Source organism: Flavobacterium luteolum (assembly GCF_027111275.1).
In the GTDB taxonomy this organism is placed as follows: domain Bacteria; phylum Bacteroidota; class Bacteroidia; order Flavobacteriales; family Flavobacteriaceae; genus Flavobacterium; species Flavobacterium luteolum.
The window spans coordinates 5030707-5056318 of the sequence record NZ_CP114286.1 but is presented as its reverse complement, the minus strand read 5'-3'; the positions used below and the strand labels follow the sequence as shown (position 1 = coordinate 5056318).

The 25612-nt window shown below is 34.5% G+C and carries 19 protein-coding genes, 2 tRNA genes and 2 rRNA genes; 17 read left to right on the top strand and 6 right to left on the bottom strand.

Annotated elements, in window-relative coordinates:
* The first annotated feature begins 21 nt into the window (after positions 1-21).
* The 6 genes from OZP10_RS21595 (at position 22) to OZP10_RS21570 (ending at position 4402) form a co-directional block, all read left to right on the top strand.
* Positions 22-2902 (top strand): 23S ribosomal RNA (locus OZP10_RS21595).
* A 147-nt stretch (positions 2903-3049) separates the two neighbouring features.
* Positions 3050-3159 (top strand): 5S ribosomal RNA (rrf, locus tag OZP10_RS21590).
* A gap of 71 nt (positions 3160-3230) precedes the next feature.
* A tRNA-Phe gene (locus OZP10_RS21585) sits at positions 3231-3303 on the top strand.
* A gap of 6 nt (positions 3304-3309) precedes the next feature.
* A tRNA-Leu gene (locus tag OZP10_RS21580) sits at positions 3310-3395 on the top strand.
* 107 nt (positions 3396-3502) lie between these two features.
* Positions 3503-3955, top strand: coding sequence for a DUF1569 domain-containing protein (locus tag OZP10_RS21575; protein ID WP_281632725.1), 453 nt, complete (start codon positions 3503-3505; stop codon positions 3953-3955).
* A gap of 12 nt (positions 3956-3967) precedes the next feature.
* Positions 3968-4402 carry a nuclear transport factor 2 family protein gene (locus OZP10_RS21570; protein ID WP_281632724.1) on the top strand — a complete coding sequence of 145 codons (435 nt, stop codon included), beginning with the start codon at positions 3968-3970 and terminating at the stop codon, positions 4400-4402.
* A gap of 1 nt (position 4403) precedes the next feature.
* On the opposite strand, the gene OZP10_RS21565 is transcribed toward OZP10_RS21570, so the two are convergent.
* Complete coding sequence (locus OZP10_RS21565; RefSeq protein ID WP_281632723.1) at positions 4404-5048, bottom strand: endonuclease III domain-containing protein; 645 nt, start codon at positions 5046-5048, stop codon at positions 4404-4406.
* Positions 5049-5096: 48 nt separating this feature from the next.
* Entirely contained in the window at positions 5097-5963 is an 867-nt protein-coding gene (locus tag OZP10_RS21560; protein WP_281632722.1) for an alpha/beta hydrolase, read from the bottom strand.
* Between the two features lie 115 nt (positions 5964-6078).
* Between OZP10_RS21560 and OZP10_RS21555 the strand changes: the two genes are divergently transcribed.
* From OZP10_RS21555 to OZP10_RS21530, 6 genes are all read left to right on the top strand, one after another.
* Positions 6079-7506, top strand: coding sequence for a glycogen synthase (locus OZP10_RS21555; RefSeq protein ID WP_281632721.1), 1428 nt, complete (start codon positions 6079-6081; stop codon positions 7504-7506).
* Positions 7496-8776, top strand: a complete 1281-nt coding sequence (locus tag OZP10_RS21550) for a glucose-1-phosphate adenylyltransferase (RefSeq protein WP_281632720.1) — start codon at positions 7496-7498, stop codon at positions 8774-8776. Before OZP10_RS21555 ends, OZP10_RS21550 begins: the two co-directional genes overlap by 11 nt.
* Before the next feature lie 91 nt (positions 8777-8867).
* Positions 8868-10772 carry a 1,4-alpha-glucan branching protein GlgB gene (gene glgB / locus OZP10_RS21545; RefSeq protein WP_281632719.1) on the top strand — a complete coding sequence of 635 codons (1905 nt, stop codon included), beginning with the start codon at positions 8868-8870 and terminating at the stop codon, positions 10770-10772.
* Positions 10773-10974: 202 nt separating this feature from the next.
* Positions 10975-13374: a glycoside hydrolase family 31 protein gene (locus OZP10_RS21540; protein WP_281632718.1), complete on the top strand. Its 2400-nt coding sequence runs from the start codon at positions 10975-10977 to the stop codon at positions 13372-13374.
* Between the two features lie 84 nt (positions 13375-13458).
* A complete protein-coding gene (locus OZP10_RS21535; protein ID WP_281632717.1) occupies positions 13459-14268 on the top strand; it encodes a M48 family metallopeptidase in 810 nt (269 codons plus the stop codon).
* A gap of 150 nt (positions 14269-14418) precedes the next feature.
* Positions 14419-15723: an MFS transporter gene (locus tag OZP10_RS21530; protein ID WP_281632716.1), complete on the top strand. Its 1305-nt coding sequence runs from the start codon at positions 14419-14421 to the stop codon at positions 15721-15723.
* A 92-nt stretch (positions 15724-15815) separates the two neighbouring features.
* Here OZP10_RS21530 and OZP10_RS21525 read toward each other — a convergent pair whose 3' ends face one another.
* The 4 genes from OZP10_RS21525 to OZP10_RS21510 are packed head-to-tail and all read right to left on the bottom strand — an operon-like array spanning position 15816 to position 18699.
* Complete coding sequence (locus tag OZP10_RS21525) at positions 15816-16535, bottom strand: head GIN domain-containing protein (protein ID WP_281632715.1); 720 nt, start codon at positions 16533-16535, stop codon at positions 15816-15818.
* Positions 16536-16554: 19 nt separating this feature from the next.
* Positions 16555-17613, bottom strand: coding sequence for a hypothetical protein (locus OZP10_RS21520; RefSeq protein ID WP_281632714.1), 1059 nt, complete (start codon positions 17611-17613; stop codon positions 16555-16557).
* A complete protein-coding gene (locus OZP10_RS21515) occupies positions 17597-18130 on the bottom strand; it encodes an anti-sigma factor (RefSeq protein ID WP_281632713.1) in 534 nt (177 codons plus the stop codon). Before OZP10_RS21515 ends, OZP10_RS21520 begins: the two co-directional genes overlap by 17 nt.
* A gap of 14 nt (positions 18131-18144) precedes the next feature.
* The gene (locus tag OZP10_RS21510; RefSeq protein ID WP_281632712.1) at positions 18145-18699 is read right to left on the bottom strand and encodes an RNA polymerase sigma factor; all 555 of its coding nucleotides are present in this window, start codon (positions 18697-18699) and stop codon (positions 18145-18147) included.
* Positions 18700-18974: 275 nt separating this feature from the next.
* On the opposite strand from OZP10_RS21510, the gene lon reads away from it, so the two are divergent.
* The 5 genes from lon to OZP10_RS21485 all read left to right on the top strand — a co-directional run bounded on the left by lon (position 18975) and on the right by OZP10_RS21485 (position 25487).
* Positions 18975-21428, top strand: coding sequence for an endopeptidase La (gene lon, locus OZP10_RS21505; protein WP_281632711.1), 2454 nt, complete (start codon positions 18975-18977; stop codon positions 21426-21428).
* A gap of 143 nt (positions 21429-21571) precedes the next feature.
* Positions 21572-22591, top strand: a complete 1020-nt coding sequence (gene porQ / locus OZP10_RS21500) for a type IX secretion system protein PorQ (RefSeq protein WP_281632710.1) — start codon at positions 21572-21574, stop codon at positions 22589-22591.
* A gap of 107 nt (positions 22592-22698) precedes the next feature.
* Positions 22699-23304 (top strand): murein L,D-transpeptidase catalytic domain-containing protein, encoded by a 606-nt coding sequence (locus OZP10_RS21495; protein WP_281632709.1) that lies wholly within the window; start codon positions 22699-22701, stop codon positions 23302-23304.
* 43 nt (positions 23305-23347) lie between these two features.
* Positions 23348-24040: a (d)CMP kinase gene (cmk, locus tag OZP10_RS21490; protein WP_281632708.1), complete on the top strand. Its 693-nt coding sequence runs from the start codon at positions 23348-23350 to the stop codon at positions 24038-24040.
* A 70-nt stretch (positions 24041-24110) separates the two neighbouring features.
* Positions 24111-25487: a nucleoside permease gene (locus tag OZP10_RS21485; RefSeq protein ID WP_281632707.1), complete on the top strand. Its 1377-nt coding sequence runs from the start codon at positions 24111-24113 to the stop codon at positions 25485-25487.
* The last annotated feature ends 125 nt before the right edge of the window (positions 25488-25612 follow it).

The window sequence follows — 25612 nt, the reverse complement described above, 5'->3', positions numbered from 1 at the left end:
TAATTAATTTTATGATTGGTACAATAAGCAAAATAAGGGCGTATGGGGAATGCCTAGGCTCTCAGAGGCGATGAAGGACGTGATAAGCTGCGAAAAGCTGCGGGGACTGGCACACACAGATTGATCCGCAGATATCCGAATGGGGCAACCCGCTATATTGAAGATATAGCACACCGATAGGTGGGCAAACCCGCTGAACTGAAACATCTAAGTAGGCGGAGGAGAAGAAAACAAAAGTGATTCCGTAAGTAGTGGCGAGCGAACGCGGATTAGCCCAAACCAGCATTGTTACGGCATTGCTGGGGTTGTAGGACCGCGACATTTCTTGCATGAAGAATTAGAATCTGCTGGAAAGCAGGGCCATAGAGAGTGATAGCCTCGTATAAGTAATGAATGTAAAGGATAGCGGTATCCTGAGTAGGGCGGGGCACGTGAAACCCTGTCTGAATTTGGCGGGACCATCCGCTAAGGCTAAATACTCCTGAGAGACCGATAGTGAACCAGTACCGTGAGGGAAAGGTGAAAAGAACCGTGAATAACGGAGTGAAATAGATCCTGAAACCATACGCCTACAAGCGGTCGGAGCCCTTTCGTGGGGTGACGGCGTGCCTTTTGCATAATGAGCCTACGAGTTAACGCTGCTGGCAAGGATAAGTGGTTAAGCCATGGATCCGCAGCGAAAGCGAGTCTGAATAGGGCGCTTTAGTCAGTAGTGTTAGACGCGAAACCGTGTGATCTACCCATGGGCAGGTTGAAGCTGTGGTAACACACAGTGGAGGACCGAACCGGTTGACGTTGAAAAGTCTTCGGATGACCTGTGGGTAGGGGTGAAAGGCCAATCAAACTCGGAAATAGCTCGTACTCCCCGAAATGCATTTAGGTGCAGCGTTATTTTAGTTATACAGAGGTAGAGCTACTGATTGGATGCGGGGGCTTCACCGCCTACCAATTCCTGACAAACTCCGAATGCTGTATAATGATTGATAGCAGTGAGGGCTTGGGTGCTAAGGTCCAAGTCCGAGAGGGAAAGAACCCAGACCATCAGCTAAGGTCCCCAAATATATGCTAAGTTGAAAGAACGAGGTTTGTCTGCCCAGACAGCTAGGATGTTGGCTTGGAAGCAGCCATTCATTTAAAGAGTGCGTAACAGCTCACTAGTCGAGCGGACGAGCATGGATAATAATCGGGCATAAGCATATTACCGAAGCTATGGATTTGCATGTATGTGCAAGTGGTAGGGGAGCATTCTGACAGGGCTGAAGGTATCTCGTAAGGGGTGCTGGACCGGTCAGAAAAGAAAATGTAGGCATAAGTAACGATAATGCGGGCGAGAAACCCGCACACCGAAAAACTAAGGTTTCCACAGCTATGCTAATCAGCTGTGGGTTAGTCTGGACCTAAGGCGAACCCGAAAGGGACAGTCGATGGCCAACGGGTTAATATTCCCGTACTTCTTATTGCTGTGATGGGGTGACGGAGTGATGAAAGCGCCGCGAACTGACGGAATAGTTCGTTAAAGCACCTAGCTATAGGGTCTCTAGGCAAATCCGGAGATCTTGGTGAAATGCGATAGTACTCGGAGTCTTCGGACAAAGAGATAGTGCGCCTAAGGGCTTCCAAGAAAAACCTCTAAACTTCAGGCAGTAAGAACCAGTACCGTAAACCGACACAGGTAGTTGAGGAGAGAATCCTAAGGTGCTCGAGAGATTCATGGCTAAGGAATTAGGCAAAATAGACCTGTAACTTCGGGAGAAAGGTCGCCCCGAGCAATCGGGGCCGCAGTGAAGAGGTCCAGGCGACTGTTTATCAAAAACACAGGGCTCTGCAAAATCGTAAGATGAAGTATAGGGCCTGACACCTGCCCGGTGCTGGAAGGTTAAGAGGAGATGTTATCTTCGGAGAAGCATTGAATTGAAGCCCCAGTAAACGGCGGCCGTAACTATAACGGTCCTAAGGTAGCGAAATTCCTTGTCGGGTAAGTTCCGACCTGCACGAATGGTGTAACGATCTGGACACTGTCTCAGCCATGAGCTCGGTGAAATTGTAGTAACGGTGAAGATGCCGTTTACCCGCAGTGGGACGAAAAGACCCTGTGCACCTTTACTATAGCTTAGTATTGACCTTGGATAAATGATGTGTAGGATAGGTTGGAGACTGTGAAGTGGCGTCGCCAGGCGCTGTGGAGTCATTGTTGAAATACAACCCTTTGTTTATCTGAGGCCTAACCCCGTGCTGCGGGGGACAGTGCTTGGTGGGTAGTTTGACTGGGGTGGTCGCCTCCAAAAGAGTAACGGAGGCTTCTAAAGGTTCCCTCAGTACGCTTGGTAACCGTGCGTAGAGTGCAATGGCATAAGGGAGCTTGACTGAGAGACATACAGGTCGATCAGGTACGAAAGTAGAGCATAGTGATCCGGTGGTTCCGCATGGAAGGGCCATCGCTCAAAGGATAAAAGGTACGCCGGGGATAACAGGCTGATCTCCCCCAAGAGCTCATATCGACGGGGGGGTTTGGCACCTCGATGTCGGCTCGTCACATCCTGGGGCTGGAGAAGGTCCCAAGGGTTGGGCTGTTCGCCCATTAAAGTGGCACGCGAGCTGGGTTCAGAACGTCGTGAGACAGTTCGGTCTCTATCTACTGCGGGCGTTAGAAATTTGAGTGGATCTGATTCTAGTACGAGAGGACCGAATTGGACTAACCTCTAGTGTATCTGTTGTCCCGCCAGGGGCACCGCAGAGTAGCTACGTTGGGAAGGGATAAGCGCTGAAAGCATATAAGCGCGAAACCCACCACAAGATGAGATTTCTTTTAAGGATCGTGGAAGATGACCACGTTGATAGGCTACAGATGTAAAGGCAGTAATGTCATAGTCGAGTAGTACTAATAATCCGTAAGCTTATGTACACCCTTTTCCCCCGATGAAAATCGGGGGAGGAAACTTTCTAAAATATTCTTCTTTTCTTTATCTCAATATGTTAAAATATTATTTAATTGATAATTAACAATTCATAATTAACAATTAAAAGATTGCCCAAAGCAATTGTAACTTCTTAAGGTGGTTATTGCGGCGGGGCTCACCTCTTCCCATCCCGAACAGAGAAGTTAAGCCCGCCTGCGCAGATGGTACTGCATCATTGTGGGAGAGTATGTCGTCGCCTTTCTTTTGAAAACCCTGTTTACATTAACGGGGTTTTTTATTCTAACATTTGCTTATAGAAATATAAGTAAATAAGGTACCTTAGCTCAGATGGTAGAGCAATGGACTGAAAATCCATGTGTCCCTGGTTCGATCCCTGGAGGTACCACATAATGCTCGGATGGTGAAATTGGTAGACACGCTGGACTTAAAATCCAGTGAACAGCAATGTTCGTGCGGGTTCAAGTCCCGCTCTGAGTACTAAAACTTCAATTAGCTTTTGCTAGTTGAAGTTTTTTTTTGGGATTAAATTGAGATCAGCCTCGAAATTTTATATTTTTACTTTATTATTATAATATTTATAAACTATGCAAAATGTTTTTCTTAAAGAAGATTGTGATCAATTTATAAATAGAGTGAATCAGCTTAAATCTGATTCTAAACCACTTTGGGGTAAAATGTCTGTTGATCAGATGTTGGCTCATTGTAATGTTACATATGAAATGGTTTATGATAATATTCACCCAAAGCCGAATGTTTTAATGAAGCTTCTTCTAAAACTATTGGCTAAAAGCAAAGTAGTAAGCGAATCGCCTTATCCAAGAAACCTTAGTACGGCTCCGCAATTTATTATTAAAGGAGATCGTGATTTTGAACTGGAAAAAAGTAGATTAATTTCGTATATTCTAAAAACTGAAGAATTAGGAGAAAAAGAGTTTGAAGGAAAAGAATCTCTTTCATTTGGTAAATTATCATCTAAAGAGTGGAATAATATGTTTGCAAAACATTTGGATCATCATTTTTCTCAATTTGGTGTTTAATATTTTAGAACAATGAGAACTTACGCAATTATCTTAGTTTTTCTTTTCGGATTGTCTTGTAGTGCTCAAAAACAAGAAGTTCAAAAATGCATTGAGTCTTTTTTTGAAGGATTTCACCAAAGAGATTCAGCAAAGATAAAATTGGTTTGTGCAGATAAAATGATATTACAGTCCATTAGCGAAAATGCTGCTAAAGGAAATAAACTTACTAATGAAAGCGCAAAAGAATTTTACAAATCAATTGCCACAATTCCAGAAAAATTAAAGTTTCAAGAAAAAATATTGAGTTATTCTATCCAAATTGATGGAACTATGGCGCATGTTTGGATTCCGTATGAATTTTATGTAAATGATAAACTTAGCCACACTGGCGTGAATGCTTTTACATTGTTTAAAGAAAAAGATTCTTGGAAGATTATTTATTTAATTGATACTAGAAGAAAATAGCTTAAACTACTTCTGTTTGGTAATAGTGACAGATATCTGCTAAAAGACATTCAATGCATTTTGGTTTTGGTCGGCAGGTTTCTCTTCCTAGAAAAGAAATTGCCATTCCTATTTCTGACCATATATTTTTTGGTAAAACCTGCATTAAATCTTTTTCCACTTTATTTCCATCTTTGCTTTCTTTTATTATTCCAATTCTTGGGGCAACGCGTATAACGTGCAAATCTGCAATAATTCCTTCAGCTGGTTTATTCGTTTCTCTTAGTATAACATTTGCAGATTTTCTTCCCACACCTTTCAATGCTGTTAATCCAGACATTGTTAACGGAATATTTGCGTCTTCTTTAATAGTTTTTGCAATATCTAGAATCCATTGTGCTTTTGTGGTATAATTTCGAACTTTAGTAATGTGAGATGTGAAAGTTTCTATATCGGTTTGTGATATACTTTTTAATGTTGGATATTTCTCAAATAAATTTGGTGCTATTTTATTTATATTAGCATCAGAATCTTGTGCAGAGAGAATAACCATCACAAGCAATTGATAGGTGTTTTTGTATTCTAACGGATGCTTCTTGCCTTTATATTTTTCTAAAATTGGTTTCAATTTAGCTTCCCAATCTTCATCTTCACTAAATAAATTCATTCCGCTTGAGTTTAAAGTGTTGATAATTAGTTTTTTATATAAATAAAATTAAGCATTTTTAATAAAATCTAAAATCTTTTTAATGACATTCTGATTTCCTAAAATTTTTCTATGCCCAAGCGCTTCAGTTAAAAATAAAGAACCCTTTTCAAGATTTTCATGTATATGCATTCCTGCTTTTACAGAAACTTCAGGATCATCTTTATCGTGCATAACTAAAACAGGAATTTTGACTTTTTGCGCAGCTTTATAAGCTGAAAAATCATCCATTTTAACTTTATAAATATCTTCGAAGTAATCTCTTAGATGATAGCTAATTTCTTTTTTTAACCCAAGTTTAAAAGTAAATTCATCCAAAATATCCTGAACAATATCTCCACTTCCAATAACAATTGCTTTTTTAACTTGAAGTCCATCTTTAATTGAATTCAAAACCGACATTCCTCCCAAAGAATGTCCTATAGCAATTTCAAAAGGACCAAATTGTTTTTCAATTTCTAGAATAGATGCTATAAATTCGGACATTATTGTTGTTGACCCTTCTGATTTTCCATGTGCGGGAGCATCAAAACTAACAGTTGAATAGCCATATTTTAAAAGTTCATCAGCAATTTTAAATAGCTGAGTTCCTCTTCCTGACCAGCCATGGACTAATAATATCTTAGGTTGGCCTTCTCCGTACAAATAAGTCACTACACTCTTATCGATGGCAGGAACATAAATTAACTTTTGCAAACTTTTGGTATCCATCTCCAATTCGCGTTTTGGAACTTTATGCTTTATAGGTGTTGTAAAGATCTTTGCGGCAAATTTTGTAACCAATTTTGTGGATATAAATGCGCAAATTTTCGCAGAAACTTTGATAATCGTGGGAATTTTTAATGATTTAGTAGGATTGTTTGCCTTTTTTGCCATTTCAATAAAACTTATTTAAAAGAGGGATTTTGCTTGTTTTTTTGCTAAATTTAAAAAACATAAAAGTAGTATATAAATGATTGCTTCTTATTATAATCGTAAATTAATTTCTTAAATGGAAATATTTCATATTAGTGCAGAGTGTTATCCTGTGGCAAAGGTTGGCGGTTTGGGAGATGTTGTGGGTGCGTTACCAAAATATCAGCAATCTGCTGGACATGATGTTAGGGTTGTAATTCCTTGTTACGCTACTAAGTTTAAGAACGAGAATAATTTTGAATGTGTTCATTGGGGCACAGTTAAATTAGGAAACTTTAAATTTCCTTTTAGCGTTCTAAAGGAAACAACAGATAAATTAGGTTTTGAATTGTATCTAATAGAAATTAATGAATTATTTGATCGACCAAACGTTTATGGTTATGAAGATGATATTGAAAGATTTTTGTCTTTTCAAATTGCTACATTAGATTGGATTATAGCTCGTAATAAAGTTCCTGATATTATTAATTGCCACGACCATCATACAGGTGTTATTCCTTTTTTATTGCAATTCGCTTACAAGTATGAAGTTTTAAAAAATGTAAAGACGGTTATAACAATTCATAATGGACTTTATCAAGGATGGTTTGGTTTTGATAAACTCTATTATCTGCCAGAGTTTGATTTAAGACATGTTGGATTTTTGGAATGGAATAATTCGATAAATTCTCTAGCGGTCGCGATCAAATGTGCAGATGCTGTGACTACAGTTTCTCCAAGCTATTTAAACGAAATAAATATTTCTGCGAATGGATTAGAATCGCTGTTTAATTCTGTTAGAAATAAATCAAGAGGAATTTTAAACGGAATTGATATTGAAGTTTGGAATCCGTTGAAGGATCAAATGATAGCAGAAAATTATTCGATCGAAGATTTTGAAGTAGGAAAACGAAAAAATAAAGATAAGCTATGTGAAGAGTTTGATTTAGATTCTTCGAAACCATTATTTAGTTTCATTGGCCGATTGTTTGAAGAAAAAGGAGGTGATCTGCTTCCTCATGCTTCTGCTTTGGCTTTGTCTGAACATTTCGAAGAAATTAATATTTTGATTCTAGGTTCAGGAAATTCAGAAATAGAAGCGCAATTGACTCAGCTTCGAAATGATTACAAAGGAAATTACAATGTATTTATTGGTTATAACGAAGAATTGGCACATCTGATTTATGCAGGCTCAGATTATATTTTAATGCCTTCAAGAGTTGAACCTTGCGGTTTGAATCAGATGTACGCGATGCGTTACGGAACAATTCCGATAGTGAGAAGAACGGGAGGATTACGAGATACGGTTATTGATTTTGGAGATGAAGGGAATGGAGTTTGTCACGATCAAGCTTCTGTGGCTGATATATGCTATTCAATAAACCGTGCAGTTAGGTTGTATGAGGATAAAATAAATTTCAATAAAGTTTTAAAAAGAGGAATGACAGCAGATCATTCCTGGGAAAGTGTTTGCCAAGAATATATCGAAATATACAACTTAATAATTCAGCAAAATGAAATTTAAAAAGAAAAATGTAGTTGCCATTATTTTAGGAGGTGGACAAGGTTCACGTTTATTTCCATTAACAGAAACAAGATCAAAACCTGCAGTCCCAATTGGAGGAAAATACCGTTTGGTCGATATTCCAATTTCAAATTGCATCAATTCTGATATTTTTAAAATATTTGTTTTGACACAATTTAATTCAGCATCTCTGAATGCTCACATCAAAAACACTTTCAATTTTAGCATTTTTAGCCAGTCTTTTGTTGATATTTTGGCAGCTGAACAAACCCCAGACAATCCAACTTGGTTTCAGGGAACAGCTGATGCCGTAAGACAATGCATGTCACATTTTTTGAAGCACGATTTTGATCACGCTTTAATTCTGTCAGGAGATCAATTATATCAGATGGATTTTAATGAAATGCTAGAAGCGCATATTGCTGCTGAGGCTGAAATTTCTATTGCCACTTTACCTGTTAATGCTAAAGATGCTCCTGAATTTGGTATCCTTAAAACGGATCACGAAAATAATATTCATGCTTTTATAGAAAAACCGAATGCTTCATTGTTGCCAGAATGGGAATCTGAGGTAAGCGAACAAATGCAGGAAAAGGGAAAAAAATACCTGGCTTCAATGGGAATTTATATTTTCAATAAATCATTATTGGAAGAATTAATGGCAGATCAGGAAACTAAAGATTTCGGTAAAGAAATTATTCCGCAATCTGTTGGGAAACATAAAATTTTAAGTTATCAATATGAAGGATATTGGACAGATATCGGAAATATTGAATCTTTTTTTGAGGCAAATATTGGTTTAACTGCGGATATTCCAGAATTTAACTTGTTCGATAACGAAAATAAAATTTTCACTCGACCAAGATTACTCCCACCTTCTAAATTTAGAAATTCGATTATCAATCAATCTTTAATTTCTGAAGGCTGTATTATTAATGCCAAAGAAATTAAAAGTTCTGTAATTGGAATTCGCTCTAGAATTGGCGAAGGAACTGTTTTGGAAAACTGTTATGTTATGGGTAACGATTTTTATCAGGATCTTGACGAATTAAATCATGAAAGCAGTATTAATAAAATTCATGTTGGAATAGGTGAAAACTGCTTTATTAAAAATGCTTTGGTTGACAAAAATGTTCGTATTGGAAATAATGTACACATTTCGGGTGGAAAGCATTTAGACAATTTCACGAATGAATTATACAGTATAAAAGATGGAATTGTTGTTGTCAAAAAAGGAGTAACATTATCTGATAATTTTAGAATTGAATAAATGTTATAAGTTTTAAAAAATCAAATTCCAAATACCAAATTCATCTCGTGGCTTCGGGAGTATTTTTAAATAATTGCCTTAAAAACCAAACATGACAAAAGTAATCGCACATTCTCTATTTACCGACTTTGATATTGATTTATTTAAGGCTGGAAAACACTTTAAATTATATGAAAAATTAGGGGCTCATTTAATTGAAGTAAATGGAGTTAAAGGTGTTTATTTTGCAGTTTGGGCTCCAACAGCTCAGTCTGTTTCTGTTGTCGGAGATTTTAATTATTGGACACAAGGAGAACATCTTTTAAATGTTCGTTGGGATTCTTCCGGAATTTGGGAAGGATTTATTCCTGATATTTCAAAAGGCGCATTGTATAAATATAAAATTCAGTCAAATATTAACGGAGTAATTACTGAAAAAGCAGATCCATTTGCACTTTATTGTGAAAAACCGCCTCATACTGCTTCTGTAATTTGGGATTTGGATTATACATGGAAAGACCAAAATTGGATGCAAAATCGTCAGGATTATAATGCATTGGATAAACCATATTCGGTTTATGAAGTGCATTTAGGATCTTGGAAAAGAGCAGATCATAATCGCTTTTTGACTTATCTGGAACTTGCCGATGATTTGGTTAAATATGTAAAAGAGACAGGTTTTACACATGTTGAATTTATGCCTATTATGGAATATCCTTATGATCCTTCTTGGGGTTATCAATTAACAGGATATTTTGCGCCGACTTCACGCTTTGGTAAACCGCAGGATTTTATGGTTTTGGTGGATAAATTACATCAGGAGGGAATTGGAGTTATCCTTGATTGGGTGCCGTCACATTTTCCTGATGATGCACATGGCTTAGGTTATTTTGATGGATCGCATTTGTACGAACATCCAGATCGCAGAAAAGGATATCATCCAGATTGGAAGAGTTTAGTTTTTAATTATGGAAGAAATGAAGTTCGTGCTTTTCTAATAAGCAATGCTGTTTTTTGGCTTCAAAATTATCATATCGATGGACTCAGAGTTGATGCTGTAGCTTCTATGCTTTATTTGGATTATTCTCGAAAAGAGGGCGAGTGGGAAGCTAATATTTTTGGAGGAAGAGAAAATTTGGATTCCATTAGCTTTCTTAAAGAGTTTAATGAAGTAATCTATTCTAATTTTAATGGAGTTCAGACTATTGCGGAAGAAAGCACTTCTTTTCCGATGGTTTCAAGACCAACTTCTGTGGGAGGTTTAGGTTTTGGAATGAAATGGATGATGGGATGGATGCATGACACTTTAAAATACTTTCAAAAAGAAACGGTTTATAGAAAATACCATCAAAATGAATTGACTTTTTCGATGACATACGCGTTTACTGAAAATTTCATGCTTCCGTTTTCACATGACGAAGTGGTATATGGTAAAAAGTCTCTTATTTATAAAATGCCCGGCGATGAATGGCAACGTTTTGCAAACTTGAGATTATTGTACGGATATATGTTTACGCATCCTGGAACAAAATTGCTTTTTATGGGAGCCGAATTTGGGCAAACTAGTGAATGGAACTTTGAACAAAGTTTAGATTGGCATTTGTTGCAATATGATTTTCATTCTGGAATAAAAAGGTTGATTACAGATTTGAATCAATTGTACAAATCGCAACCCGCATTGTACGAAAAACAATTTAGAGGAGATGGTTTTGAATGGATTAATTATTCGGATCATCAAAATGCCATTTTATCCTATATCCGAAAAGGGAATAATCCAGATGAGAATCTAATTGTTGTCTGTAATTTTACTGAAGTGCTAAGAGAAAACTATAGAATTGGTATTCCTAAAAAAGGCAAGTTGCAAGAAATCTTTAACAGTGATGCTGCTATATACGGTGGAAGTGGTGCTGGAAATTCTAAATCATTGAAAGCTGAATCTATTTCTTATGATGGAAGAGATTTTTCTGCTGAGTTAGTTTTACCGCCTTTAAGTGTTACAGTATATTCTTTGGTGTAATAAATTAGGTAATCATTTTTGTGAACTAAGATTTTATCATTTTATCGTTTCAAAATTATCAAATTGTTGATTTTTTGTTTTGTAATTTGAAAGGCATTCAAGAAAAACGTTTTCGTGAATAAACCTTTTATTCATAGGGTGTTACCAACTTTTTTTGTATGTTTGATAGTAAAGAAATGTTATAAATTAATTCATTTGAGATATGATTACAAACACATCATTAGAATACAAAGGCGATTTATATCCATCAAAAATTGTCTCTTATGAACATGAAGGAGATTCAATTTTCTTTAACACGGATAACAAAGTAATTTTAAAAGTCACAATTCTTCGTGATAGTTTAATCCGATTTCGTTTTACGACAAAAGGTTATTTTAGTAACGATTTCTCGTATGCAATTGATAAAACACAGCTTCATGGCTATAATTTTTTGGAACTTACAGAAGAAGAAACATATTTCCAGATTAGAACTAGTAAAGTAAAATGTAAGATCCAAAAATCAGATCTTCGCCTTTCCATTTACGATTTAAATGATTTTCTAATTTTAGAAGATGAACTTGGTTTTCATTGGGAAGAAAGTTATGAATATGGTGGAAATATCGTAAAAATGAGTAAATTTTCTAAAGACGGAGAATGTTACTACGGTCTTGGAGATAAAGCAACTCAAATGAATCTGAAAGGCAAAAGAGTAGAAAATTTTGCCACAGATCAATACGCCTACCAAAAAGATCAGGATCCGCTTTACAAAGTTGTTCCGTTCTATATTGGTCTTCATAATAAACAATCCTACGGTGTTTTCTTTGACAACACTTTTAGAACTTTCTTCGATTTTTGTCAAGAAAGAAGAAACGTTACAAGTTTTTGGGCAGAAGGTGGTGAGATGAATTATTATTTCATTTATGGGCCTCAAATGCAGGATGTTGTAACTACTTATACAGACTTAACAGGAAAACCAGAATTACCGCCGCTTTGGGTTTTAGGATATCACCAGTGTAAATGGAGTTATTATCCTGAAAGCAAAGTAAAAGAAATAACCTCAAAATTTAGAGAACTTCAAATCCCATGTGATGCCATTTATCTAGACATTGATTACATGGAAGGTTTTCGATGTTTTACTTGGAATAAAAACTATTTTCCTGATCCGAAAAAAATGGTCGCTGAATTAGCCGAAGATGGTTTTAAAACAGTCGTAATTATCGATCCCGGAATTAAAATTGATAAAGATTACTGGGTTTATAAAGAAGCTTTAGAAAAAGATTATTTCTGCAAAAGGGCAGATGGGCCTTATATGAAAGGAAAAGTATGGCCAGGAGAATGTAATTTTCCAGATTATACAAATCCTACAGTTAGAGAATGGTGGGCTGGTTTATTTAAAGAATTAGTTTCAGAGATAGGAGTGAAAGGAGTTTGGAATGATATGAACGAACCTGCTGTGATGGAGGTTCCAAATAAAACATTTCCAATGGATGTTCGTCACTTTTATGATGGAAATCCGTGCAGTCATAGAAAAGCCCATAACATTTATGGAACGCAAATGGCAAGAGCGACTTATCATGGAGTAAAACGATTTGCTTATCCAAAACGTCCGTTTGTAATTACAAGATCAGCTTATTCGGGTGCACAGCGTTATACATCTTCTTGGACAGGAGATAACGTTGCAACGTGGGAACATTTGTGGCTTGCTAATATTCAGGTGCAGAGAATGTCAATTTCAGGAATGGGATTCACAGGTTCTGATATCGGTGGTTTCGCAGAACAGCCAACAGGTGAATTATATGCACGCTGGATTCAATTAGGTGTTTTTCATCCATTTTGTAGAACGCATTCTTCTGGTGATCATGGAAATCAAGAACCTTGGGCATTTGACGAAGAAGTCATTAACATTACAAGAAAATTTGTGAGCCTTCGTTATCAATTATTACCTTATTTATATACAATGTTTTGGCAATATATAGAAGAGGGGATTCCGATGCTAAAACCATTAGTTTACTTTGATCAGGATGATACACAAACCCATTATCGCAATGACGAATTTATCTTTGGAAATCAGATTTTAGTTTGCCCGATACTTGAACCTAATGCTGTAGGTAGACGTATGTATATTCCTAGAGGAGAATGGTATAACTATTGGACAAATGAGCTTTTTGTTGGCGGAAGAGAAATTTGGATTGATACTAAATTTGATGAGATTCCGGTTTTCGTAAAAGCTGGCGCAATTATTCCAAAATATCCAGTTCAGCAGTATGTGGGTCAATTAGATTTTGATGAACTAACACTTGATGTTTACTATAAAAATGGCAAAGAGCAGTCGGCAGTTTATGAAGATGCTCAAGATGGCTATGATTATAAAAAAGGACGTTATAGCTATTTATCTTTAAGAAATATTGGAAAAGAAAAAGAACTGATTATCCAGCTTCATAAAGAAGGAAAATATGACACTCCTTACAGTAAGTACAAAATTAATCTTATCGGTTTGCCATTTAAAGTTTCTGAAATAGAAATAGACAACGAAAAAGTAGAATTTGATAAAATTAGTTTCCAACAAAATAATTTCTTACTAATTGATAAAGAGTTTAATGAGTTGCATATTATTGGCGAGTAATCAAATTTTGATATTTTTTTGAATTATTCTGTAAAACATTATATCTTTTTTAATCGTATTTTTGTTATAAAAATAGCGTGAATTATGAAAAAATATGTGTTTTTAGGGGTTTTTGGAGCACTTATGATAGCTTGTGCAACCAATCCAATTACAGGTAAGCAAAATCTTAATTTTGTTTCAAATAGCGAATTATTTCCATCTTCGTTTCAGCAATACAATCAGTTTTTAACAGAAAACAAAGTCATTACTGGAACTGCAGATGCAAAACTGGTAGAAACGGTAGGTTTTAAGATAAAAGCAGCTGCAGAGAAATATTTGAATTATTTAGGTCAGACGCAATACTTAAAAGATTATCGATGGGAATATAAATTGGTTGATAATAAAGAAGTAAATGCTTGGTGTCTTCCAGGTGGTAAAATTGTCGTGTATTCTGGGATTCTTCCAGTAACGCAAAATGAATCAGGTTTGGCAACCGTAATGGGGCACGAAGTTTCGCATGCTTTAGCAAATCATGGAGCGCAAAGAATGTCTGCAGCACAATTACAACAAATTGGTGGAGCAGCTTTAGGTGCGGCAACAAGCGGAAAATCTGAAGCGACACAGCAAATTTTTGCACAGGCGTACGGAATTGGTTCTGAAGTTGGAGTAATGCTTCCATTTAGCAGAAGCAACGAAAGTGAAGCAGATAAAATTGGTTTGACTTTAATGGCCATTGCAGGTTATAATCCAGATGATGCTGTTGCATTCTGGAGCAGAATGGCTGCTAAATCTGGGGGGGCTTCTACACCAGAATTTATGAGTACACACCCGTCAGATGCTACGAGAATTGCCAATATTAAAGCGTTAATTCCAGAAGCAAAAGCTATTGCGCTTAAAGTGGGAACGATAAAATAATACATAAAAAATATATTTAAAAGCTATTCTTAGGAGTAGCTTTTTTTATTTTAGTACACTCCATGATTTAATAATGTATGATTTGAATAAATTCTATTTGTTTATCGCAAAAAATGGATAAATTCGTAGCCTATTAACAAAACCATTTCTATGAAAAACCTACAAAAAGGAGATAAGAAGCTTTTAAACGCTTGGGCATTTTATGATTGGGCAAATTCAGTTTATACTTTAACAATTGCTTCTGCTGTGTTTCCGATTTTCTACGAAGCTTTATTCAGTGATCGTGATCATTATATTGATGTCTTCGGAATGCATCTTAAAAACTCTGCTTTAATTAGTTTTATTACTGCAGCTGCGTTTCTAGTGGTTTCATTTATTTCACCGTTATTGTCTGGAATTGCCGATTATGTTGGAAATAAAAAATCCTTCATGAAATTTTTCTGCTATATGGGAGCTTTATCCTGTATGGGATTATATTGGTTTGAGCTTGAAAATATTTATGTTGGATTGGCCTTTTATTTTCTAGGACTATTAGGATATTGGGGAAGTTTGGTTTTTTATAATTCATACTTGCCAGATATTGCTTTTGAAGAACAGCAGGACGGAATTAGTGCAAAGGGATATTCTTTAGGATATATAGGAAGTGTTCTTTTGTTGGGCATTAATCTATGGATGATAATGGGAGCTGAAAATGATGCCGCAAGAATGGAAGCTATGCGTTATTCTTTTGTGATGGTAGGAGTATGGTGGATTTTATTCAGCCAATATACTTACTATTATTTGCCAAAAGGTAGCTCAGAAAAGAGCCAGAAATTAACAAAAGATGTTGTGTTTAATGGTTTCAAAGAATTAAAAAAAGTATGGGGTTTATTAAATGATAATGTTCCTTTAAGAAGATATTTAGGAGGGTTTTTCGTTTCAAGTATGGCAGTACAAACCGTAATGCTGGTTGCTACTTATTTTGGAGCACAGGAAATTGAATGGTCATCAAAAGAAGAAAGTACGATTGGTTTGATATTTTGTATTTTATTAATTCAAATAGTAGCTGTTTTTGGTGCTCTTCTTACTTCAAGAGCTTCAGCGAAATGGGGTAATGTTCCCACTTTGATTTTTATTAATGGTATTTGGGCTGTATTTTGTGTTATGGCTTATTTTATGACATTGCCAATTCATTTTTATATAATGGCAACTATTGTTGGATTTGTAATGGGAGGTATTCAAGCATTATCTCGTTCTACTTATTCTAAATTATTACCAGAAACAGAAGATACAGCATCATTCTTTAGTTTTTATGATGTAGCAGAAAAGATTGGAATCGTAATAGGTATGTGCGTTTATGGAATTATAGACCAAATTACAGGAAGTCCGCGTGCGGCGATTGTTATTTTGGCAATTTTCTTTATTACGTCTATTTTCCTTTTAAGAAGAGTGCATAAAAAAGACGTTTCAAATTAATGAAACGCCTTTTGTAATAACAAATATCACGAATTGCAATTGATTGTTTGATTGATGATTATTTTTGTAATTCGTGATATTTTTTTAGAAAATTAACCTTTTGTAATAGTTCCAGATCCAGAAACTTTTACATCTCTTTTCTCAGGATTTCCTATATATTTTATATTTCCAGAACCAGCAACTCTTGCAGTTATACTTTCAGCACAAGTTACTTTGCTGTTTCCTGAACCAGAAACGTTTGCTTCTACAACTTTAGATTTTAAGTTCGAAGCGTCAATGTCACCAGAACCAGAAAGTTTGGTTGTAAGTTTATCGGCAGTTCCTTTTAAATTAATATTTCCAGACCCGCTTACATGTAATTCTAAGTTATTTGTGTCAACTGGCAAATTGAAATTTCCAGAACCAGATAATTTTACTGCAAGGTTATCATTTTTAATTACGTCTTTTGACTGAATATCGCCTGAACCAGACAAACTTAATTCAGATATTTTATCAAATGGAACTGTAACTTGAATTTTACCATTACTTGTACGGATTTGAGTTCCTTTTTCTACATAAATTTTTAGCGAATTATCTTCAACTTCAACTTTGATTACAGCTAATAAATTTTCTTCTCCCTTTAGAGTGATTTTTCCTTCTTTTCCAGATACCAAGTCCACATCAAAAGATCCTGCTATTTTAATGCCGTCATAATCTCCAGTAGTTCTGGTTTCTGTAACTACTTTTCCGTTTCCTTGAAGTTTGTTTTGTGCATTGGCAATACCATTAAAAGAAAGTACTGCAAATGCTAATAGTAAGAGTGATTTTTTCATTTTTTTGATTTTTAGATGATTAATTTTTTGTTAGCGAAATATTTCCGTAGTTGGATGTGATGTTGATTTTGTTTTGGCCTTTCTTCTTGTAGAAACCAGCAATTCTTTTGCTATTACTTTTGATTTCAGTAACAGAAAGTTCTAAAGAATTATCATGTTTGATGTTTGTATATCTTCCTGATATATCAAAATCAAAAGCATAATTTGGCGCATAACCGATTGTAATATCTGTATATCCGGAGTTTATTGCAATATTTCCGGCCTTTTCTGACACTGTTCCAATATTGATTTTACTGTAATTGGTATCGTAACTAAAGTTGCTTGAAACTTCTCCAATAATAAATGTAAGATAATTTCCTGAACCGCTTAAAGAATTGATTTTTTGAAATTTAAATGTGCCATAACTACAATCAGCTTTAATGTTTTGACCGTCATTTAGATTGATATCTGTATAGTTTGCATTAATATTTAGGTTTCCAGAATCATTAATTTTAAGATTTGAATATCTAGCATCAATATTTCCTGCTTTTATATAATCTATACTTGAATTTTGGCAATATTGAATGGAAATTTGATTGCTAGACCCGTTTAGTTTTCCTAAAGTAACTTTTCCGTATTTGCAATCTATATCAGTCGAAGATTCGGCACTTGGAATCGAAATATTACCATATTTATTAGCCAGTTTTATTGTTCCGTTTTTTGGAATTTTAACAACATAGTTAATCTCAAAACTATTATTGCTTCCTTTGCTTTTTAGGCTAGAGCTTCCTAACGATGTTACAGCTGTAACCATACTTTTAAGGGCTGTAATATTTACATCTATACTGTTCAAGCGTTCGTTTACCCAATTTTCATTTGGACCATTAACTTTTATGGTAATGTCAAGATCAATTTTATCTTCGTCCCAAGTTGTTACAGTAATGCTTCCGTATTTGTTATCGATATCGATTCCTGCATTTGAATTTACGATATACGTTTTTTTAATGTTTTTTTGTTTAGTTATAAAAGTGTCATCATTTGAAAACCCGAGAAAAGGTATCAAAAGAAGCAAGATTAGTAAGTTATAGTGTTTTTTCATTAGAGGTGTTTTTTAGTTTTTCGTTGTCTTCAATTCTTTTTAGAACGGTTTGTAAAAAAGAAATACGCGTTTGGAGATTGCTAATCATGGCATAGATAATTTGTTTATTTTCTCCATTTTTTTGCAGTTCATTTATGATTTTCTGATAATCAGCGTCAAAAGCTTTCATCTGTTTCATTGCATCATCAATAATCTGCTGATTTTCCGGCGAGTTTTTCTCTTTCAGTTTAACCAGTTCGTTGTCAATTAGAATGTTGAAAATAGAATCGGTGCGTTTAGTTTCTTTAGAAGCAAATTTAAATTCCTTTGGTTTTTCATTTTTATAAAAAAGAGATACACCAAGCATCAATACAATCGAGGCGGCAATAGCAGTCACAGACCAATATCTTTTCTTAGGTTCCTTTTTGTTTAGTTTTTGGAGAAAATCCAGTTGATGGTCAGTATTTAATTCCTGAACATCCCATTGGTTTTCAAATCTGTTGAATAATTCGTCTAAATTGTCTTTTTCATTTTTCATAATTCCAATTCATTTTATATTTCTTCCAATTTTTTTCTCAAACTATCTTTGGCTCTACTCAAGGTTGTTCTGCAATTTGCGTATGTGATGTTTAAAATTTCGCAGATTTCTTCCTGATCATAACCTTCTATGTAAAAAAGTGTCAGCACCATTCTGTAATTATCTTTCATCTGTAGAATGGTATCCAAAACCTGTTTTACTTTTAGAGAGTTTAAGTCAATATTTTCAGAAACAATTCCATCATTTTCTTCGATTTTATAAAGCTGTTTGCTTAAGTCTTCTACTTGAAAAGAGTTGTTTTTTTTGTAAAAATCGATGCTATAATTGATGATTATTTTTTTTAACCATGCTCCAAAAGCCACTTCTTGTTTATAGTCATTGATTTTTGTAAAAGCTTTTAAGAAACCTTCTTGCATGACGTCTTGTGCAAAATGTTCGTCTTTTACAATACGAAAAGCCACATTATACATCGCCTTACAATAGCGATTGTATATTTCAAATTGCGCTTTCTGATTATTGTTTTTACAAAGCGCAATCAGTTCTTCGATATTTTGGTTGTTTGTATTCAAGTAGTGGCTTTTGGTTTTTAGTAATGACTTTACTTTTTTTTATTTGTTACACTTTTATAAAATTAATTTTATTTTTTTTTAATTTCATTAGACAGAAAGTGAAAATATAATTTTTTAGAACTGACTTCTTTTGCTTTTGGCATAATGATTGTCTATTTTTATGCCCTATCTTGTAATTGAAAAACGAAACCTGTTTTCAGTAAAACCTTCAATAAGCAATACTCCTTTTACAGATAGCATAACAATTTTAATGACAAAACGACTTATATTTTATTATGTCAAACCATAAAATACTTACTATTGACAATCTGTCACTTCAAGAATTTGACTCAGAGGCAGAATTAATTCCATTATTGACGCCAGAAGACGAGGAGGAAATGAATAATGAGGAACTGCCTATTTCGCTTCCAATTTTACCTTTACGAAATACTGTATTGTTTCCAGGAGTTGTAATTCCGATTTCTGCAGGAAGAGACAAGTCAATTAAACTAATTAATGATGCTAACGCTGGAGGAAAAATTATTGGTGTAGTATCTCAAATTAATGAGGAAGACGAAGATCCGTCAAAAGATGATATTCACAAAGTAGGGACTGTAGCACGTATTTTACGTGTTTTAAAAATGCCTGATGGAAATGTAACAGTTATTCTTCAAGGAAAAAAGCGCTTCGAGATTGACGAAGTTGTTTTAGAAGATCCGTACATGACAGCAACAATTAAAGAAGTTGCAGAAGAACGCCCAGATGAAAATGATACTGAGTTTACAGCTATTTTAGATTCAGTAAAAGAATTGGCGATTCAAATTATCAAAGAAAGTCCAAACATTCCTTCGGAAGCTACATTTGCGATTAAAAACATTGAAAGCCAATCGTTTTTAATCAATTTCGTGTCTTCTAACATGAATTTATCAGTAAAAGAAAAACAAGGTCTTTTATCGATAAATGGGTTAAAAGAGCGTGCTTTAGAAACTTTACGTTATATGAATGTTGAACTTCAAAAATTAGAATTGAAGAATGATATTCAATCAAAAGTCCGTTTTGATTTAGACCAGCAGCAAAGAGAATATTTCCTTCACCAGCAAATGAAAACCATTCAAGAAGAATTGGGTGGTGTTTCTCAGGAAGAGGAAATGGACGAAATGGGGCAGAAGGCGAAAACCAAAAAGTGGGACGAAAAAACGCAGAAACATTTCGAAAAAGAATTATCTAAAATGCGTCGTATGAATCCGCAATCACCAGATTTTGGAATTCAGCGTAATTATTTGGAGCTATTTTTAGAGTTGCCTTGGGGTGAATACTCTAAAGATAAGTTCGATTTAAAACACGCACAAAAAGTTTTAGATAAAGACCATTTCGGACTTGATGAAGTAAAGAAAAGAATGATTGAGCATTTGGCAGTTTTAAAATTGCGAAATGACATGAAATCACCAATTATATGTTTAACAGGGCCTCCAGGAGTTGGTAAAACTTCTATCGGCCGTTCTGTGGCGGAAGCTTTAGGACGCGAGTATGTTCGTATTTCTTTAGGAGGTTTACGTGATGAAGCTGAAATCCGCGGACACAGAAAAACCTATATTGGAGCAATGCCTGGACGTATTATTCAGAGTTTAAAAAAGGCAGGAACATCAAATCCAGTATTTATTTTAGATGAGATTGATAAACTGTCAAATGGTAATAGCGGTGATCCATCTTCAGCATTATTAGAAGTTTTAGATCCCGAGCAAAACAGTGCTTTTTATGATAATTTCCTTGAAATGGGATATGATTTGTCTAAAGTGATGTTTATTGCGACTTCAAATAATATGGCCGCAATTCAACCAGCTTTGCGTGACAGAATGGAAGTAATTAAAATGTCAGGCTACACTATTGAAGAAAAAGTAGAAATTGCTAAAAGACATTTATTTCCAAAACAATTAGAAGCTCACGGTTTAACAGCAAAAGATTTGACTATTGGCAAAAAGCAATTAGAAAAAATCATTGAAGGTTACACAAGAGAATCTGGTGTTCGTAATTTAGAGACTAAAATTGCTCAGGTAATTCGTAATGCAGCAAAATCTGTTGCAATGGAAGAGGAGTACAACAAAAAAGTTACAGATGAAGATATCGTAGCGATTTTAGGAGTGCCAAGATTAGAGCGTGATAAATACGAAAATAATGATGTTGCTGGCGTTGTAACTGGTTTAGCTTGGACAAGTGTTGGAGGAGATATCCTGTTTATTGAATCTCTAATTTCTGAAGGAAAAGGTTCGTTGACTATTACAGGAAACCTTGGAACTGTAATGAAAGAATCTGCTACAATTGCTTTAGAATATATTAAAGCAAATGCTAAGAAATTAGGTATTAGTACAGAATTGTTTCAGAAATACAATATTCACTTGCACGTTCCTGAAGGTGCGACTCCAAAGGATGGACCAAGTGCCGGTATTGCAATGCTAACGTCTTTAGTTTCACTTTTAACTCAGAAAAAAGTAAAAAAAAATCTAGCGATGACTGGAGAAATCACTTTACGAGGAAAAGTGCTTCCTGTTGGCGGAATCAAAGAAAAAATCTTAGCTGCCAAAAGAGCTGGAATTAAAGAAATCATTCTTTGCCACGAAAACAAAAGTGATATTGATGAAATAAAAGCGGAATATTTAGAAGGTCTTTCTTTTCATTATGTAAAAGAAATGAGTGAAGTTTTGGTTCTAGCTTTAACAGATCAGAAAGTTAAAAATGCGAAAGATTTGAAATAAATTTTTTTAATCATATTATATAAAATCCAAATTCCAATTTTAATGATTGGGATTTGGATTTTTTTTATTTCACATTATTTTAAGAGTTATATAATTTTATATTTGCAGTTGCGTTATGCCCATATTACGTACGCCCAAGACAAATGCTCAAAAAAGTTGTTTTATTCTTTACTGTTTTAATTTGTTCGTTTTCTTTCGGACAGGTCGGTGGGCGTTACACTTATCAATTTTTAAATCTTACTACTTCGCCAAGGCAAGCGGCATTAGGAGGAGATATAATTACGATATATGACGATGATGTAAATCAGGCCATGTCAAACCCCGCGTTAATAAACGCAGACATGGATAATCATTTAGCACTAAATTATGGAAGTTATTACGGAGAAGCCTCTTATGGTACTGCGTCGTATGCTTATACTTATGATCGCCATGTTCAGACTTTTTATGCCGGTGTTACTTACGTGAATTACGGTACATTTGAAGGTTATGACGAAAATGGTCAGGCTACTTCTAATTTTACGGGAAGTGAAGGCGCATTATCACTTGGGTATGCCTACAATGTTCCTTATACCGATTTTTACATTGGAGCAAGTGCCAAATTGATTACTTCGTCACTAGAAAGTTATAATTCAATTGGTGGTGCTGTTGACTTGGGTTTCTTGTATGTAAATGAAATGAATGATCTGAATTTTGCTCTTGTGTTTAGAAATATGGGAACGCAGTTTACGACTTATTCTGGAATCAAAGAAAATCTTCCTTTTGAAATCGTAGCTGGTATTTCGCAAGAATTAGAACATGTGCCAATTCGCTGGCATCTTTCGCTAGAAAATTTGCAGCAATGGAACATTTCTTTTTCTAATCCCAATCGTGGAGAAACTAATATTGACGGAAGTACAAGTCCAGAAAAAGTTTCATTTGTAAACAATGCTTTAAGGCACGTTGCATTTGGAGTGGAGCTTTTTCCTAAAAAAGCATTCAATTTTCGTATCGGGTATAACTTTAGAAGAGGAGAAGAATTAAGGGTGGAAGAACAACGTAATTTTTCTGGAGTTTCGTTGGGATTTGGTTTAAGAATGAATAAACTAAAATTCAATTATTCGTATTCTAGATATACTCTAGCGGCAAATACAAGTCTTTTTGGTTTAACCTTAAATTTTCAATAACTGCATAAAACTATTCTATTTGGTTTTATTTATTATAATTAGTTTTTTTTTACAGAATAAAAACTTTTTTTTAATTAAGAAGTAAATATCTATATAATAATCATTCAATGAAAAAAGTAATTATCATATCCCTTCTTGTTTTTGCGATTCTATTTGTTTATTTTATAGTTTCTGATAAAAATAAAGTTGATTTATCGTCTTCTGACTATAAAAGAATTGAAGCTCATGTTACTGATATTAAAGAGCTAATTCGTAAGAATCCGAAATACAATGATAAAATTGCTTTCTTGATAGATATGAAGATTCCTTCAGGGAAGAATCGTTTTTTTGTTTATAATTTAAAGACAAATAAAATTATAGACAAAGGTTTGGTTGCGCATGGATCTGGTTCTGAAACAGGGAAAGAAGGAAAACTTCGCTTTAGCAATGTTCCAAATTCATTAAGTACTTCATTAGGTAGATATTCTATCGGAAATCATTATTATGGAAAGTTTGGAAAAGCCTATAGATTGTATGGGTTAGATGAGACAAATAATAATGCTTTCAAACGGGATATTGTTTTTCATTATTATTATGATGTTCCGTATGAAGAGAAAGATGGCTACATTTGCAATAGTTATGGCTGCCCTATGGTTAATAAAAAATACTTTGAAAGAATAGCAAAATTAATTGATGGTTCTAAATCAGATATTTTAATGAGTATTTATTATTAAAAACATAAAGGCTTTAAAAGAATAAAAATTTAAAAATAAAAAATTGAAAAAAATTACCATTGCAATCGACGGATTTTCATCTACAGGAAAAAGCACTTTAGCAAAACAATTAGCAAAAGAACTGGAATATGTTTATGTAGATACAGGGGCAATGTACCGTGCGGTTGCCTTTTTTGCTATGCAGCATAATCTTATAGGAGCCGATTTCTTTAAAAAGGAAGCTTTGGTTGAAGCCTTGTCTGATATTACATTAGAATTTAAGTTTAATGCTGATTTGGGCTTTGCAGAAATGTATTTGAATGGTGAAAATGTCGAAAAGCAAATTAGAACTATCGAAGTTTCTAATTTTGTTAGCACTGTAGCGGCAGTTTCAGAAGTTCGTGCCAAGTTGGTAGAACAGCAGCAGGCAATGGGAACTAATAAAGCTATTGTTATGGATGGTCGTGATATTGGCACCGTGGTTTTTCCTAATGCTGAACTTAAAATCTTTATGACTGCCAGCGCAGAAACACGTGCACAAAGACGTTTTGATGAATTACAGCAAAAAGGTGATAATGTTTCTTATGAAGAAGTTTTAAAAAATGTTGTAGATAGAGATTATATAGATACTCACCGTGCAGATTCTCCTTTAATAATTGCTGATGATGCAATTGAAATTGATAATTCTTACTTAAATAAAGAGGAACAATTTGCCGCTGTTTTAGAATTGGTAAATGATGTTGTTAAAACAATATAATTTTTTGTAGATATTATTTTTAATGGTAGTTTTACCGCTTCATTTTTTACTTTAAAGACAATTTCACTATATGGGAATTAAAAACAGGTTAATCTTTATGAGCTTTCTTCAATTTTTTGTTTGGGGGGCTTGGCTGATAACAATTGGAAATTATTGGTTTGGAACCAAAAATTGGGAAGGAACACAATTTGGTTTAGTATTTGGAACCATGGGAATTGCTTCTTTATTTATGCCTACATTAACCGGAATTATTGCCGACAGATGGGTAAACGCTGAAAAATTGTATGGAATTCTTCATATTTTGTATGCAGCTGTTTTGTTTGGAATTGCACAAGTTACAACGCCAGATACTTTTATTATTGTAATGCTTTTGGCAATGTGCTGTTATATGCCAACAATCGCTTTAAGTAACTCAATATCTTACACTTCACTTAAATTAAATAACAAGAACATTGTAAAAGATTTTCCGCCAATACGTGTTTGGGGAACAATCGGTTTTATTGTAGCGATGTGGATTACAAATTTGAGTGGAAGTAAAGCTACAGAATATCAATTTTATATTGCTGGAGTTGGAGCTTTAATCTTAGGCTTTTACGCTTTTACCTTGCCAAAATGTGAGCCGCAGCGTTTGATTAAAGAAAATGCAACATGGATTGAAACTTTCGGACTAGAATCTTTTAAATTGTTTGCCAACTACAAAATGGCTTTGTTTTTTGTTTTTTCTATGTTTTTAGGAGGAGCGCTTCAATTGACAAATGCTTATGGAGATGTGTTTTTAGATGAGTTTAAACACTTTCCAAAATATGCAGATTCTTTTGTGATTAGATATTCAACTATTATTATGTCGATTTCACAGGTTTCTGAGACGTTGTTTATTCTAGCGATTCCGTTTTTCTTAAGACGTTTCGGAATCAAACAAGTGATGCTTATTAGTATGTTGGCGTGGGTTTTACGTTTCGGATTATTTGCTTTTGGAGATCCTGTAAATGGTTTATGGATGATTATCCTTTCTTGTATCGTTTACGGAATGGCATTTGATTTCTTTAATATTTCGGGTTCTTTATTCGTAGAAAGCAATACCGATTCTAAAATTCGTTCTTCTGCACAAGGTTTATTTATGATGATGACCAATGGAGTAGGAGCGGTTTTAGGAAGTTTGACTTCTGGCTGGGCAATTGATCGTTTTTTTACAAAATCGTTTGCTAATACAACAGAATTAGCTGGATTTTTACAAACAGATGCTTCAAACGAAAAGATGGTAGAATTTGTAAAAAGTCAAGGAAATTCAATTTCTGCAGACGGAATGTTTACAAATCCAGTTTTAATGAAAGACTGGCATACGATCTGGTTGTCGTTTGCGGCTTATGCATTGGTTATTGCAATAGCTTTTGCCATTTTGTTTAAACACAAACATGATCCGAAGGAAATTGAAAATTTGAGTCATTAAGATTGAAAAATAATCTTTGATAATTTTTTCGAATTTTGACAAAGATAGTTACGCATAGTAAACCTGATAGTTTTTAAAAACCTGTCGGGTTTCGCTTTTCAAGGTTCTAATGAAAACGAGACTTC

Coding starts and splice junctions, on each gene's coding strand:
- OZP10_RS21575 (WP_281632725.1), top strand. CDS start 3,503: ATGCAAAATGTTTTTCTTAAAGAAGATTGTGATCAATTTATAAATAGA.
- OZP10_RS21570 (WP_281632724.1), top strand. CDS start 3,968: ATGAGAACTTACGCAATTATCTTAGTTTTTCTTTTCGGATTGTCTTGT.
- OZP10_RS21565 (WP_281632723.1), bottom strand. CDS start 5,048: ATGAATTTATTTAGTGAAGATGAAGATTGGGAAGCTAAATTGAAACCA.
- OZP10_RS21560 (WP_281632722.1), bottom strand. CDS start 5,963: ATGGCAAAAAAGGCAAACAATCCTACTAAATCATTAAAAATTCCCACG.
- OZP10_RS21555 (WP_281632721.1), top strand. CDS start 6,079: ATGGAAATATTTCATATTAGTGCAGAGTGTTATCCTGTGGCAAAGGTT.
- OZP10_RS21550 (WP_281632720.1), top strand. CDS start 7,496: ATGAAATTTAAAAAGAAAAATGTAGTTGCCATTATTTTAGGAGGTGGA.
- glgB (WP_281632719.1), top strand. CDS start 8,868: ATGACAAAAGTAATCGCACATTCTCTATTTACCGACTTTGATATTGAT.
- OZP10_RS21540 (WP_281632718.1), top strand. CDS start 10,975: ATGATTACAAACACATCATTAGAATACAAAGGCGATTTATATCCATCA.
- OZP10_RS21535 (WP_281632717.1), top strand. CDS start 13,459: ATGAAAAAATATGTGTTTTTAGGGGTTTTTGGAGCACTTATGATAGCT.
- OZP10_RS21530 (WP_281632716.1), top strand. CDS start 14,419: ATGAAAAACCTACAAAAAGGAGATAAGAAGCTTTTAAACGCTTGGGCA.
- OZP10_RS21525 (WP_281632715.1), bottom strand. CDS start 16,535: ATGAAAAAATCACTCTTACTATTAGCATTTGCAGTACTTTCTTTTAAT.
- OZP10_RS21520 (WP_281632714.1), bottom strand. CDS start 17,613: ATGAAAAAACACTATAACTTACTAATCTTGCTTCTTTTGATACCTTTT.
- OZP10_RS21515 (WP_281632713.1), bottom strand. CDS start 18,130: ATGAAAAATGAAAAAGACAATTTAGACGAATTATTCAACAGATTTGAA.
- lon (WP_281632711.1), top strand. CDS start 18,975: ATGTCAAACCATAAAATACTTACTATTGACAATCTGTCACTTCAAGAA.
- porQ (WP_281632710.1), top strand. CDS start 21,572: ATGCTCAAAAAAGTTGTTTTATTCTTTACTGTTTTAATTTGTTCGTTT.
- OZP10_RS21495 (WP_281632709.1), top strand. CDS start 22,699: ATGAAAAAAGTAATTATCATATCCCTTCTTGTTTTTGCGATTCTATTT.
- OZP10_RS21485 (WP_281632707.1), top strand. CDS start 24,111: ATGGGAATTAAAAACAGGTTAATCTTTATGAGCTTTCTTCAATTTTTT.